Source organism: Acidisarcina polymorpha (assembly GCF_003330725.1).
Classification (GTDB): domain Bacteria; phylum Acidobacteriota; class Terriglobia; order Terriglobales; family Acidobacteriaceae; genus Acidisarcina; species Acidisarcina polymorpha.
The window spans coordinates 108,791-121,048 of the sequence record NZ_CP030844.1; the positions used below are offsets into that span (position 1 = coordinate 108,791).

A 12,258-nucleotide genomic window follows, 5' to 3' on the forward strand; every position below is an offset into this window, starting at 1 on the left:
ACCGACGCATACGACACTGGCGACCACAAACAAAACTTCATCAGTTGAGTCACAAGACTCGTCGATGCCCATTCCTGTCCGCTGCCTCGCGTCATAGTCCTGCGTAGATCTGCTGCAACCTCCTTTCTCAAACATGCGTTACCGAATAGCGATTGTTGTCATATCCCGACACAACCGCGATCTCCCGAACCTTACGGCCCTCTATCGGATCGTTCACAACGGCAATCACAATATCTACCGCCGCGCCGATCATTCTCTGCTGAGGAGCCTCTGTCGCTTCTCTCACCAAGTCTTCCAAACGAACCAAGGCTTCCGCCGCGCTATTCGCATGAAGCGTCGACAGGCCACCGGGATGGCCGGTATTCCAGGACTTCAGAAGCGGCAGCGCCGCAGCCCCATCCCGCACCTCACCCACCACAATGCGGTCCGGCTTCAATCGCAACGCCACCTTCAAGCACTTCAATTGGTCAAACTCCGTGGTGGCCAACATGCTCAAGCTGTTCGCCGAATCCAGAATCAACTCTTGCGTGTCCTCTATAACCAAAACGCGGTCGCCCGGAGTGAGTACCCCAATCTCTTCCAAAATCGCGTTGGCGATCGTTGTCTTTCCCGCGCCCGTTCCGCCCACGACCAACATATTCTTCCGCGCCAGAATCGCTTTCTGAATCACCTCCCGATGTCCCAGATTCGAGACCTCCGCAAGAAAATCTTCTTGGCTTGCTCGACGATTTCGGGGATCATCGCGACGGCTCAATACTCCCTGATTCTCTAAATCCACCAGGCTTCTCTTCCTATCCGGTTTAATCCTGATCGCAAAAGACGGCGACGGAACGACCGGTTCGATCAGCCCAGCGAAACGAAACCTCCAGATGGGCAACTGCGTTTCTAGGACCGGCCTTGTTTCGGTTACCGTGGTCTTCTGCATGGAGGCGATCGTCATCATCGCGCCGCGCGCCTGCTCCATCTTCAACTCACCCACCTGCTCGAAAGCCGACCCTGTCCTCTTTACCCAAATTCGGGAATCTTCGTTGACGATGATGTCTTCCAGACCGCTGGATCGATCAAGCAACGAGACGATGACCGGACCAAGTTCATCACGGAGCTTGTCTCGCAACCGGCCCTGCCTTTCCTCCGTGTTCCCTTCGTGACCCATAGAGCTTCCGTCCGCACTTGCCGCCCAGCATCAGGCACGCTTATAGTTGGTGTCACTGTGAAATGCACAAGTCACAGTACACTGTGAAAAGTACCATGCACATCCGAGGAAAGCAATGCCGCAGGGCGACACTTCCATAAAAAACAGCTCGCATCACGCATCTCCCATCGACCGGACGCATCGCGCGGTGCTCAACATGCTCAACGCTCTTTCCGCGCCCACCTACGATGTTGGCATCCTGAGTGAGAGAGGAGCGCTCCCAGGTTTCAACCATCTAACCCCGGAGACCGTGCTCGCCCGAATTCCGACGATGAAAGCGCACAACTCGCATGGATCACACATCTATATCCGACCTGCGGGACATCATCAGTTCACGGTCCTCGATGACCTCGCCCCCGACCACCTCGCCAGGTTATCTGCTGACGGCTACGAGCCTTGCGCCGTCGTCGAGACGAGCCCCAACAACTACCAGGCCTGGCTCAAGCATGACACCGAATATGAGCCCAGACTCTCGAGCTACATCGCGCAGACGCTGGCCCGCCGCTATCATGGTGACCCGAACGCTGCGGACTGGCGGCGTTTTGGCCGCCTCCCTGGATTCACCAATTGCAAACCCAAGCACCGAATGCCGAACGGGTTTTTTCCGTTCGTCCTCTTACGCGCCCATTCAGGGCGCCAATACACCAGGGCAGCCCAGTTTCGCATCGAAATAATCAGAGACTTTCAAATTCAGGAGCAAGCCCGCCACGCGGCGCTCGCGGCTCGCCGCACCTCCTTTTCCCCAAGCAAAGCTGGCGCAGTGAGGTACTCGCATTTGTCTCTGCAAAAGTTCCGCGAATCACCTCGGTATAGAGAACGTCCAGCTGCGGCCGACATCTCCTTTTGCGTCGCCGCTCTTTCGCTCGGCATGCCGGAATACGAGATAGCCAGAGCTCTTGACCACAACTATCTCTCTCGAGATCCCAATCCTGCCAGAAGGAACGCTTACATCCAGCGCACAATCGGCAAAGCCCGCTATTGGGCGAGAGCGTCACCACTGAACCCGCAGTGTGTGCCATATGAAGACACGCACGGAAACGAGCAGTGACGATAAGTAACCGTTGTTTGTGAGAGGAGCGAAAAAACAACGCGATGAGCGAAACGGCATGGAGAGAACACGCCTACCCATTAAAGCGAATCACCATTGAGTTGCAAGGGACGCGACACTCCGAACTAGCTTCAATGATTCAGGAATTGGATGAAGTGAAGGAAAAGCTGTTGGAGGGTTTCCACGTCGGGGCGTCATCATGACGACGACTACGGGTATAGGTTCAATGTTTCGGAGTCTGAGTCCGAATCTGTCTTCGGCGTCGAAGGAGCCGTGATGCGGTTTAAGAGATAGAGTCGTTTCGAAAGAGAGGAGAGGAGTCATGCTTTTATGACATGGTGAAAGCCTATGACTGCTTAGCCCGGCCAGCGCCGACATCGGCTACGGGCTTAAGATACTGCCAGTTCAAACAACATAGGGCTCGTATCGGCGCTCCTGACGGTACACTGCGATATCGTAAGATCCCCCAAAAGCTTATCCGGAGGCACGTTTGCCAACGAGGGGGCGGGGGAGGTACGACCCACGAGGTGTCGCTCGTTATCTGAGCGATGTGGTTCAAGATTGCCAGTAAGGTCTGATTCTTGAGGTTGAGATCCTCTGTGACGACGTCTTGATCATTTGTGTGAAGTACTCCCCAAAACGCTTCCGGCTTTTGGTCCGGCCACCTTAACCTGCAGAGCCATTCACAGATGAAGACTCATCTGTGATGCGGTGGCGGGTCCGCTACTCTTCGATCACAGTTCCCAGCGTTTGCGCATTGACGGGCGGTGTCACACGTGGTCGGATGACTCTACACGTTTGGTGTACAGAGCCCGTGAGAAGAGTGCCGACAGTCGCACCGACACATAAGCGACCCTGGGGGAGACTCTGTCATGCAAACTATCACAGCCATCTGGCCAATCCTCTCAACAGTTTCCAAACCAGTACACAGAAACCGCCTATTACTACCGTAAAGAGATACGAAATCCAAAACATACTCTTGTCTCCACCCAGGCGATTACCGTTCAAAGTCTCATCGCAACGGTAACCCTGCTCTTCGCATCACCTCAGCCAGACCCTCCGGGTAGCTATAGCGGTTTTCCTCGCAAAACCGCTGAAAGGCTTCACCGATAGATATAGGTACCCGCATATTCAGGGGTATTCTCGGCTCTACCCGCTGAACCCGCAAAGGCCGGTACCCGAGACCCTCGCTCCCAAAAGTTGCTTCTCTGCTTACAAAACCGGCACTCTCCGCAGCCGCATCGACGACTGCCATATCCCTAGGCACATCCGGGGGTGCAGCCGGCCGAATCTCTTTAATCATCTCCCTGATTTTGCTCCGGCCAAAGCCGTACGCGTCAACCGCGTCACCCTCATTCTCCGCCATCTCTACCTCCTCCAAGTTCCGCTGTCGAGCTCCCAACCGCAACCAATTCCACGACTTCCTCTGCCAGACGCTCCGCATTCGCGAGGGCCGCTGGCAGACCGTTAATGCTATCGTCGAGTTCCCCGATAGACTCTCGCCGCACAAAGATGGCCTTGTAAGCCTGCCTTTCATGCAGCCGCGTGCGCATCATCGGGATCTCCGCTTTCGCAAGAGCGTCGATGATTCCCCCCTCGATCTTTGTCGTAATCAACGGATTGGTTCTGGTCATAATGATTCGGAAAGGGATTCGGCGTCCTTCCAAGGTCTCCTCTTCCTCCTGGATCAGGTTCACGGCGCGGCTCGCTTCATTCGAGTCAAGAGCGCTTGCCTGTAGTGGAATCAGAACCAAGTCAGCCTGAGTAATAGCTCGCGACACAAGCCGGTTCGCGGTTCCCTCCAAATCCACCAGAACGAATTGACGAACTGCGCTATGCTCCCGAATACACCGCACGATGCTACCCTCAGTCACGTCGCCCACAACGTCGATCTTGGACGACGATTTTCCGGACCGCCATCGTAGGATCGGCCGGTTCGGGTCGGCGTCGATAATTGTGACCGAGGCACCCATCGCATCGAGTGCCTGGGCAAGAACTAACGTCAAAGTGCTCTTCCCCGCCCCGCCTTTTGAGCTTGCGGTTACGATTACCGGCACACAGCCTCCTTTACTTCAGCCAACCACAAAACGCGACTTGGCGTTCGGTAGCTACATAATGCTACACCATGCTATCAGTAGCAACAAGAAGTTGTAGCTACACCCCGCTACCAGTAGCAACAAAGAGCTGTAGCTACACAACGCTGTCAGTAGCAACAAAGACATGTAGCTACACGACGCTATCAGTAGCAACAAAGACCTGTAGCTACACGACGCTATCAGTAGCAACAAACAGTTGTAGCTAGACATTATCGGCAATCGCGCTCTGAGAGGGCTCACCACACCAAATGCAGAAAATCGTACGTTAGTGGAAAAACTTCGTTGATTCCAAAAGACTTCAGAATTCGTGTAACCGCGTCCATCTGCACTTCATGACTTCGGTGTAAGTATTTGTAAACACAAAGCCGCTTGATCGTTGGCGTACAGTTTATGACGTTTGGTGTAGCGACCCCATCATGAAGGTCCAGACTTCGCCTTCATCGTGGGTGAGTTCTGGCTACGTGTTCAGGGCTGACGTGTCAGTGGCGCTGGTGCTTCTGCGCTGCGTTCGCGTTTGGTGTGATGTGCTCCAAAACCGCGTGTGCATGGTCCCGGGTAGCGGAACGATTTTCTCTTCTGATCCTAATCCGGCCTCCAATTCCTTAAATACTCGGCATCTTCGCGCTCGGCTTGGTCCTCGTCATGGGCAGCTTGGGATTGAGGTGCGAACAGATCCTGGTAGAGGGAAAACCGGTTGTTGAGGGCGATTCCGGTTGCGAGCAGGCGTTCGGCGAGCTCCTCGATTGTGGCGAACTCAACGACGAGCCGGTTTGGGGAACCGAGCTCGAGGGTCACGCTTTCCGGCAGCCCGACGGCATAGGCCTCCCGTGCTCAGAAGACAGCGTCCGTGGCGCGAGCAAAATGCTCGGACGGCGGAGCAGGGAAGCGTCGGCAGCGAGCAAGGACTGGGTAAAGCGTTCTTTGCGGGCCAGCTCGACCTCCGCCTCCTTCGCCTGGGCTTGGAGGAAGGCGATGAGCTTCTCGCGTGGCAGGATCCAACGACCGGTGCGGAGCCGAATCGGGCCGATCTCTTTCATCAGTGAGAGGGTGGCACGGCGCTTGAGGGCGAAGACTTGAGCAATCGCCTCGCGATTCAGCTGAGAACCATGATACTTCATGAGTGCGCACGGAATCCGCACGGCAATATGAATTAGCGACAACTATAGCACCCGATAATCCCAGTTATCGTGCTATTCTCTTTCCAATGACCGCCGAACTCGAGATCGAGCTCCAACCGGCAGGGAACCGGCCCTCGGAGGCATTCCTGATCGACCTGGTGGTCAACGGGGTGACCTCGGAGCACTCGCGGCGCTCCTACAAGACCGGTCTCAAGGCTTTTTTCACCTGGATCAGGCTCTCCGGGGCCGGCCGGGCCTTTACAAAAGCTTTGGTTCAGCAGTACCGGTCCTCACTCCTCGACCAGGGGCTCTCCGCCTCGACCGTCAACCTCCGGCTCTCACCAATCCGCAAGCTCGCCCGCGAGATGGCCGACAACCAGCTGCTCGACCCGGCCGCGGCCGCGGCCATCGAGCGTGTGCCCGGGATTGAGAAGCGCGGCAACCGGGCAGGGAACTGGCTGATGAAGGAGCAGGCCAACGATCTCCTCAACGCCCCCAGCCCGAAGACCCTGCCCGGGATTCGCGACCGGGCGGTCCTCGCCCTGCTGCTCGGCTGCGGGCTGCGCCGGGCGGAGCTGCTCCGGATCAATATAGAAGACCTCCAGCAGCGGGAGGGTCGCTGGGTGCTACCCGACATGGCAGGGAAGGGTGGCCGGGTCCGGACCGTGACCGTGCCGGCCGGGGTGAAGAGCCGCATCGACGCCTGGCTTTGCGCTTCCGGGATCAGCCAAGGCCGGCTCTTCCGGCCGGTCACCAAGGCGGGGGTCCTTGCCGGCGAGGAGATCCGGGACGAAAAGGCGGTCTGGCGCCTGGTGATGCGCTATGCCAAGACGAGCGGTCTGGGGAAGCTCGCGCCCCACGACCTGCGTCGCACCTGCGCGAAACTCTGCAGAAAGGCGGGCGGGGAGCTCGAACAGATCCAGCTGCTGCTTGGCCATGCCTCCATCCAAACCACGGAGCGCTATCTCGGCACCGAACAGGCCCTTGCCCATGCCGTCAACGACGCGATCGGCCTCGACATAGCGTGACTGTTTAGATCCTCCAGCGCGAACGACTGAAAATGCCGTACTTGGATCTATAGTGTGGTAGATACAGCAGGATGGTAAAGTAGCGGTATTTGTGCGGAGTTTGCTAGTAAGTGTTTCGGCATTGTGTGTATGCTGAGGTAAGAGGAGGAAACTCATCATGGCGACTGCCGTTGCCCTTCCGAGACCGGATCTTGCTGCTCATCGTGAAGCTCTAACACTCCAGTGGCAGGAGATCGTTAAGCGCCTTATTGATATGATCGGGCGCAAGCTCACGGCCTATATAGCGGGGGTGAAAGATGTTCGAGCGCTCGACCGTTGGATAGCTGGAGTTGAGCCGTACGGAGATGTAGAAGCTCGCCTTCGCTTCGCGTACCAAGTAGCGCGGACATTAATCGAACACGATTCACCTCGGGTCGTTCAGGCATGGTTGACGGGAGTCAATCCTGAGTTGGGAGACAGAGTTCCCCTACGTCTCTTGAAGGAAGGTAATTTGGACGAGATCGCACCTAAGATTCTGGGAGCTGCCAGAGCGTTTATTGCTGGAGCATAGCTGGATGTTGGATACGAAAACGCCCATTACACCGCTCTTTCGGCTTGGGCGAAAACCAGATCCCTGGGATCCGCCTGATTGGTCCCGTGCCCAGCTCGACGGGACTTTTGGAAATCGCTTCGATGATCCGAGAGGGAACTATCGCGTTCTCTACGCTGCCACACAGCGAGTCGCCTGCTTCGTTGAAACGCTTGCGCGATTTCGACCAGATCTCACCCTGATCGCCGAACTGCAAGCAATTGCAGGAGAAGACGACCATGTACCTTTGGGTACCGTACCAAGCGATTGGTACGAGCCCCGCGTGATGGGTGAGGCGGCAGTGACGGGGGCCTATGCTGATCTCTATGGCGCCAGCTGGGTCAGCCATCTACGTCAGGTTCTGGCGAGAGACTGCATTGCATTAGGTCTCCAAGATCTTGACGACTCCGTGCTTCAGCAAGGGGAACCGCGTCGCCTCACCCAGCTGGCCTCGCTGAAGGTGTATGAGACTGGATTCGACGGCATTTATTATCGCTCTCGCTATGGACATGATCTCGAGAACTGGGCTCTTTTTGAACCGTTTCGGATCAACTCTCGGAGAGCATCTGTTGAAATCCGACCAGATGATGTTGACTTGCACGAGGCGTGCAGACTGCTCGGACTAAGAATCAAAATACATCCGGGAGTTTCCACAAAGAAGCACACACCAGCATTTCCAGCGCCGTGAAGCGTCCAAGGGTGCATGAGGGACGATGGGTATCTGCCGGCAATCAGAGCTGGACCTATGCGGTCACCGACAAAGGATTTGCTGCGGCCGAGTAGAGTGCTTTCCCGAGAGAGAATGACGTTCAAGAGAAAGACATAAACGAATGCAGTTGCTGCGTAGGGTATCCGCGCGGAATCGAAAGTCCGAGAGCAGCCTTGACACAAAAGTCCCCTAAGAAGTGATTCATGAACAAGGACGAAATCGAAGGCGGTACGGAGAAAGCTCGACGACGGGTCCACTATGAGTTTTTGCTACCCCTGTTTGAGGAAGCCGACACTACAATCGCCTACAGCCTGTCATGCATCGCGATTCAACAAGAATTTCCCTTTCGAGGGATGGTAGCCGCTACTTCCTTACTGCCCCCGCGACGCTCAGGGTTGAGGAGAAAGCAGAGTAAAATAGCTCAGGCTGGATATCGCAATACCTTGGTAAATGCCAGGAATGGTCATCCCGTTGAAATGGCGGTTGCTCATCTGTGGGGTGTTTCTCTTAAGTGCGCATACCCCAGGAGCTGCGCAGCAAACTGAGTCGCCACGAGTCATTGACCTGCTCGAGCTTGAACGCGGACCGGCACCTGACTCGACCCAAGGCATGATTCGGCTTGACGTCGAAGCACGAGATAGTTCAGGCCGACCGGTGACAGGCCTTACCCAACGGGATTTTACGCTTCGGGATAACGGTCAGCCTGGGAAGATCGTCTCTTTTCGAGCGTTCGATCGAGCAAGCACAAAGTCTGATTCGTCAATTGAAGGGTTCTGTCGCAATAAGGCGACTTGTTATTCTTTGGACGGACGGAGAGGTGTTGAAGAGCCATGAAGCAGACGATGGAATCCGATGGTGGCAAAGGTATTAAAGCGGTTGCATTATCCACTGGATGTGATTCTGCTTTGTGTTCGCTGGTATAGTGCGTATCCGTTGAGCCTCCGGCATCTGGAGGAAATGATGGCCGAGCGTGGGACTTCTGTCGATCACTCGACCGTGCACCGTTGGGCGATCAAATTGTTGCCAGTCCTGGAGAAGGCGTTCAGGCGCGTCAAGCGCAAGGTGGGGAGGAGTTGGCGGATGGACGAGACCTACATCAAGGTGAAGGGCGAGTGGAAGTATCTATACCGCGCCGTCGATAAGGCAGGCAAGACCGTCGATTTCTTGCTGCGGGCGCATCGCGACAAGGCCGCGGCACGCACGTTCTTTGAACAGGCGATCGAACGGAATGGCGCACCAGAAAAAGTAACCATCGATAAGAGTGGCTCGAATGTGGCGGCTTTGGAAACCATCAACGCCGAACGAGGGAAGCAGATCCTCGTGCGCCAGGCCAAGTATCTAAACAACATCGTTGAGCAAGACCATCGTGGGGTGAAACGTCGAACCAGACCGATGCTCGGCTTCAAGGATGTTCGCTGCGCTCGCATCCTTCTTTCCGGCATTGAACTCATGCGCATGATCAGCAAAGGACAAATGAAAACTGGCCGTAGCGGACAAATCCCTGCACAGCAGTTCTACTCCTTGGCAGCATAAGCAACCCAATCCTATTGGCCTTTCATCGTTCATGCATCCTTATTGCGACAGAACCAATTAAAGTGCTGCCAGTACTCGAGAAAGGAAACTGTCGCAGCACCGGCTTAAGCCGTTGCCATTCGGCATTAAGCTGAGGGTCCATAGTCAAGGCTTCGCCGGGTTGATGGTGATCCAAGAATCGTAAGGCGGAATAACTTGTCTTTGTTTCACAGCGGAAGTGTATTACGCCAAAGTGCCGCGCAAAACGCCAGTAGGCCACCCTTTGGCGTGTCCCGCAAAGGGTAAGTTTCGGGACGTTTTGCGGACCCGTTGAAATCAGGGGGTTGCGCGTCCCAAAATCCAGTCCCGAAATGAAACGTTGAAAAGCGTCTCTCCGGGTGCTACAAACGGGCATGGACAAGACCATCCGCCGCTATACCAGTTTCGACGAGATGAAGGCCGACGAGTATCGGTACTGGCAAAGCCGCCCTGTGCATGAACGGCTGGATGCAGCTGGTGAACTGTCGTCAACGCAATTCGCTTGGAAGGAACCCGCCCGCGATGTTCAGTCAGGACTTCAAAGAACTCTTGTCCGCGTTCAACGAGCACCGCGTTAAATATCTGATCGTCGGAGGCTATGCCGTGGCGGTACATGCACAGCCGCGAGCGACAAAAGACCTCGATCTTTTCGTGCAGCCGGAGCCGGAGAATGCGAAGGCGGTCTATGCGGCTTTGGCTAAATTCGGCGCACCGCTTGATGGCCTCAAGCCCGATGATCTTATTGCCCCCAATTCCTTTTTCCGCATGGGCAATCCCCCACAGATGATCGAAGTACTTCCGCATATTTCCGGCGTCAAGTTTGATGACGCATGGCAGCGCCGCATAGAGGAAGTCATTGACGAGCGTAGCGGCCTCAAGGTGTTCGTAATTTCGGCGGAGGATTTTGTTGTCAATAAGCTGGCGTCTGCGCGGCTTCAAGACCTCGCGGACGTGGACGCCGTTCGTAAGGCGGCAGAGAGCCAGCGGCCAAAGGTAAAAAAAAACCGCGCTGATATTGCCGAAGGCGGTCCCAAACAGTGAAGTACGGCTATGCGCGTGTATCGACCGACGATCAAACCGGCGCGATGCAGCTTGCCGCGTTGAAGAAGGACGGGTGTAAAAAGATTTTCACCGACAAGGGCATATCCGGCGCGGCCAGCAAGGCCCCTGCCCTGCTCCGCCTGCTCAAGGTGTTGAAGTCCGGCGATAGCATAACGGTCTGGAAGCTGGACCGGCTGGGACGAACGACGCGAAACCTTGTGATCCTGCTCGACGACCTAAAACAGCGCGGCGTGAAATTCAAATCACTAACGCAGGCCATCGACACCGAAACACCGGGGGGCCGCGCCATGTGGCAACTGCTGGCCGTTTTTGCCGAGATGGAGCATAGCTTGATCCGCGAGAGGACCACTGCCGGGATCGCGGATGCGAGATCGCGAGGCGTGAAATTTGGTCACAAGCCCAAGCTCACGCGACAGCACATCGAGCAGGCCCGGAAGCTGATAGCGGCAGGCGAACGGCCAGAGGATGTAGCCGACAGTTTTCATGTGGGCCGGTCCACCCTTTATCGAGACTTGCAGGAGAAAATAACTAACTGAAGGGACCACACCACATATGACCGTGACAACGCTAACACCCGTCGAGCGCTTGCAGCTCATCAACCAGTACCGGATTCTGGAAAAGCTCGATCCAGAGGGGGCCGACGAATATGCCGCCGACCGCGAAATTATCGCGCGTGGCTACACGGCCCAATATCACACGGTGTTTACCGACGTGTGGGACGAAATGAGCGTTGAAGAATGCACCTATGTGTACGACGTTCTCGATATGCACCGTATTCTGATCAACAGCTTCAATCACCTTGCAGATAAGGCTGGCCTTACGCTCGACGATGTCAAGTTCGAGGGTTTCGATCTCAACAGCGAAGGCAAGCGCTACGGCTTCGCGGAGCATTTGCAGAAGCAAGGAAAATGGAAAGAAACGCTGCCGGACTATTTGAACAGCCACACTGAAATGACCGCTTTCAAACAACGTCGTATGCTTGATAATTTTCAGCCGATCCGCCAACAGATCGCCAATTCCATGTCGGGAAACTGGCAGTTAACCGCCGACCAAATCAGAAAAATCATTTCGTGAACCTTTACCGAGAGCGTGAGGCATAAGTTTCCGTGCCTCACCGGCTACACTCTTGGAGATGCACCCGGCTGGTTCTGTCGCAATAAGGATGCATGAACGATGAAAGGCCAATAGGATTGGGTTGCTTATGCTGCCAAGGAGTAGAACTGCTGTGCAGGGATTTGTCCGCTACGGCCAGTTTTCATTTGTCCTTTGCTGATCATGCGCATGAGTTCAATGCCGGAAAGAAGGATGCGAGCGCAGCGAACATCCTTGAAGCCGAGCATCGGTCTGGTTCGACGTTTCACCCCACGATGGTCTTGCTCAACGATGTTGTTTAGATACTTGGCCTGGCGCACGAGGATCTGCTTCCCTCGTTCGGCGTTGATGGTTTCCAAAGCCGCCACATTCGAGCCACTCTTATCGATGGTTACTTTTTCTGGTGCGCCATTCCGTTCGATCGCCTGTTCAAAGAACGTGCGTGCCGCGGCCTTGTCGCGATGCGCCCGCAGCAAGAAATCGACGGTCTTGCCTGCCTTATCGACGGCGCGGTATAGATACTTCCACTCGCCCTTCACCTTGATGTAGGTCTCGTCCATCCGCCAACTCCTCCCCACCTTGCGCTTGACGCGCCTGAACGCCTTCTCCAGGACTGGCAACAATTTGATCGCCCAACGGTGCACGGTCGAGTGATCGACAGAAGTCCCACGCTCGGCCATCATTTCCTCCAGATGCCGGAGGCTCAACGGATACGCACTATACCAGCGAACACAAAGCAGAATCACATCCAGTGGATAATGCAACCGCTTTAATACCTTTGCCACCATCGGATT

14 protein-coding genes are annotated in these 12,258 nt (G+C 55.5%); 8 read left to right on the plus strand and 6 right to left on the minus strand.

Annotated elements, in window-relative coordinates; genetic code table 11:
• Window positions 1–127 precede the first annotated feature (127 nt).
• Window positions 128–1,153 carry an ATPase, T2SS/T4P/T4SS family gene (locus ACPOL_RS32995; RefSeq protein ID WP_114211577.1) on the minus strand — a complete coding sequence of 342 codons (1,026 nt, stop codon included), beginning with the start codon at window positions 1,151–1,153 and terminating at the stop codon, window positions 128–130.
• Window positions 1,154–1,268: 115 nt separating this feature from the next.
• On the opposite strand from ACPOL_RS32995, the gene ACPOL_RS33000 reads away from it, so the two are divergent.
• Window positions 1,269–2,240, plus strand: a complete 972-nt coding sequence (locus ACPOL_RS33000; protein WP_236657654.1) for a RepB family DNA primase — start codon at window positions 1,269–1,271, stop codon at window positions 2,238–2,240.
• Between the two features lie 1,012 nt (window positions 2,241–3,252).
• On the opposite strand, the gene ACPOL_RS33005 is transcribed toward ACPOL_RS33000, so the two are convergent.
• The 4 genes from ACPOL_RS33005 to ACPOL_RS33020 form a co-directional block, all read right to left on the minus strand.
• The gene (locus ACPOL_RS33005; RefSeq protein ID WP_114211578.1) at window positions 3,253–3,606 is read right to left on the minus strand and encodes a hypothetical protein; all 354 of its coding nucleotides are present in this window, start codon (window positions 3,604–3,606) and stop codon (window positions 3,253–3,255) included.
• On the minus strand, window positions 3,593–4,297 hold the full coding sequence (locus ACPOL_RS33010; RefSeq protein ID WP_114211579.1) for a ParA family protein: 705 nt from the start codon (window positions 4,295–4,297) through the stop codon (window positions 3,593–3,595). Before ACPOL_RS33010 ends, ACPOL_RS33005 begins: the two co-directional genes overlap by 14 nt.
• Before the next feature lie 621 nt (window positions 4,298–4,918).
• Window positions 4,919–5,131: a hypothetical protein gene (locus tag ACPOL_RS33015; RefSeq protein ID WP_114211580.1), complete on the minus strand. Its 213-nt coding sequence runs from the start codon at window positions 5,129–5,131 to the stop codon at window positions 4,919–4,921.
• Window positions 5,128–5,454 (minus strand): hypothetical protein, encoded by a 327-nt coding sequence (locus ACPOL_RS33020; RefSeq protein ID WP_150133244.1) that lies wholly within the window; start codon window positions 5,452–5,454, stop codon window positions 5,128–5,130. Before ACPOL_RS33020 ends, ACPOL_RS33015 begins: the two co-directional genes overlap by 4 nt.
• An 86-nt stretch (window positions 5,455–5,540) precedes the next feature.
• On the opposite strand from ACPOL_RS33020, the gene ACPOL_RS33025 reads away from it, so the two are divergent.
• The 7 genes from ACPOL_RS33025 to ACPOL_RS33060 all read left to right on the plus strand — a co-directional run bounded on the left by ACPOL_RS33025 (window position 5,541) and on the right by ACPOL_RS33060 (window position 11,446).
• Window positions 5,541–6,482 (plus strand): tyrosine-type recombinase/integrase, encoded by a 942-nt coding sequence (locus tag ACPOL_RS33025; protein ID WP_114211582.1) that lies wholly within the window; start codon window positions 5,541–5,543, stop codon window positions 6,480–6,482.
• A gap of 157 nt (window positions 6,483–6,639) precedes the next feature.
• A complete protein-coding gene (locus ACPOL_RS33030; RefSeq protein ID WP_114211322.1) occupies window positions 6,640–7,032 on the plus strand; it encodes a DUF2384 domain-containing protein in 393 nt (130 codons plus the stop codon).
• Between the two features lie 4 nt (window positions 7,033–7,036).
• Window positions 7,037–7,738 carry an RES family NAD+ phosphorylase gene (locus ACPOL_RS33035; RefSeq protein WP_114211583.1) on the plus strand — a complete coding sequence of 234 codons (702 nt, stop codon included), beginning with the start codon at window positions 7,037–7,039 and terminating at the stop codon, window positions 7,736–7,738.
• 873 nt (window positions 7,739–8,611) lie between these two features.
• Window positions 8,612–9,292, plus strand: a complete 681-nt coding sequence (locus tag ACPOL_RS33045; RefSeq protein WP_114211319.1) for an IS6 family transposase — start codon at window positions 8,612–8,614, stop codon at window positions 9,290–9,292.
• Between the two features lie 474 nt (window positions 9,293–9,766).
• Window positions 9,767–10,351: a nucleotidyltransferase gene (locus tag ACPOL_RS33050; protein ID WP_236657655.1), complete on the plus strand. Its 585-nt coding sequence runs from the start codon at window positions 9,767–9,769 to the stop codon at window positions 10,349–10,351.
• Window positions 10,348–10,908, plus strand: a complete 561-nt coding sequence (locus ACPOL_RS33055; protein ID WP_114211318.1) for a recombinase family protein — start codon at window positions 10,348–10,350, stop codon at window positions 10,906–10,908. Before ACPOL_RS33050 ends, ACPOL_RS33055 begins: the two co-directional genes overlap by 4 nt.
• A gap of 16 nt (window positions 10,909–10,924) precedes the next feature.
• Window positions 10,925–11,446 carry a YfbU family protein gene (locus tag ACPOL_RS33060; RefSeq protein WP_114211317.1) on the plus strand — a complete coding sequence of 174 codons (522 nt, stop codon included), beginning with the start codon at window positions 10,925–10,927 and terminating at the stop codon, window positions 11,444–11,446.
• A 125-nt stretch (window positions 11,447–11,571) separates the two neighbouring features.
• On the opposite strand, the gene ACPOL_RS33065 is transcribed toward ACPOL_RS33060, so the two are convergent.
• The gene (locus tag ACPOL_RS33065; protein WP_114211319.1) at window positions 11,572–12,252 is read right to left on the minus strand and encodes an IS6 family transposase; all 681 of its coding nucleotides are present in this window, start codon (window positions 12,250–12,252) and stop codon (window positions 11,572–11,574) included.
• Window positions 12,253–12,258: the final 6 nt, after the last annotated feature.

Bases quoted from the DNA above. Each gene is read 5' to 3' on its own strand.
- ACPOL_RS32995 (WP_114211577.1), bottom strand. From the start codon at position 1,153: ATGGGTCACGAAGGGAACACGGAGGAAAGGCAGGGCCGGTTGCGAGAC.
- ACPOL_RS33000 (WP_236657654.1), top strand. From the start codon at position 1,269: ATGCCGCAGGGCGACACTTCCATAAAAAACAGCTCGCATCACGCATCT.
- ACPOL_RS33005 (WP_114211578.1), bottom strand. From the start codon at position 3,606: ATGGCGGAGAATGAGGGTGACGCGGTTGACGCGTACGGCTTTGGCCGG.
- ACPOL_RS33020 (WP_150133244.1), bottom strand. From the start codon at position 5,454: ATGAAGTATCATGGTTCTCAGCTGAATCGCGAGGCGATTGCTCAAGTC.
- ACPOL_RS33025 (WP_114211582.1), top strand. From the start codon at position 5,541: ATGACCGCCGAACTCGAGATCGAGCTCCAACCGGCAGGGAACCGGCCC.
- ACPOL_RS33030 (WP_114211322.1), top strand. From the start codon at position 6,640: ATGGCGACTGCCGTTGCCCTTCCGAGACCGGATCTTGCTGCTCATCGT.
- ACPOL_RS33035 (WP_114211583.1), top strand. From the start codon at position 7,037: ATGTTGGATACGAAAACGCCCATTACACCGCTCTTTCGGCTTGGGCGA.
- ACPOL_RS33045 (WP_114211319.1), top strand. From the start codon at position 8,612: ATGGTGGCAAAGGTATTAAAGCGGTTGCATTATCCACTGGATGTGATT.
- ACPOL_RS33050 (WP_236657655.1), top strand. From the start codon at position 9,767: ATGAACGGCTGGATGCAGCTGGTGAACTGTCGTCAACGCAATTCGCTT.
- ACPOL_RS33060 (WP_114211317.1), top strand. From the start codon at position 10,925: ATGACCGTGACAACGCTAACACCCGTCGAGCGCTTGCAGCTCATCAAC.
- ACPOL_RS33065 (WP_114211319.1), bottom strand. From the start codon at position 12,252: ATGGTGGCAAAGGTATTAAAGCGGTTGCATTATCCACTGGATGTGATT.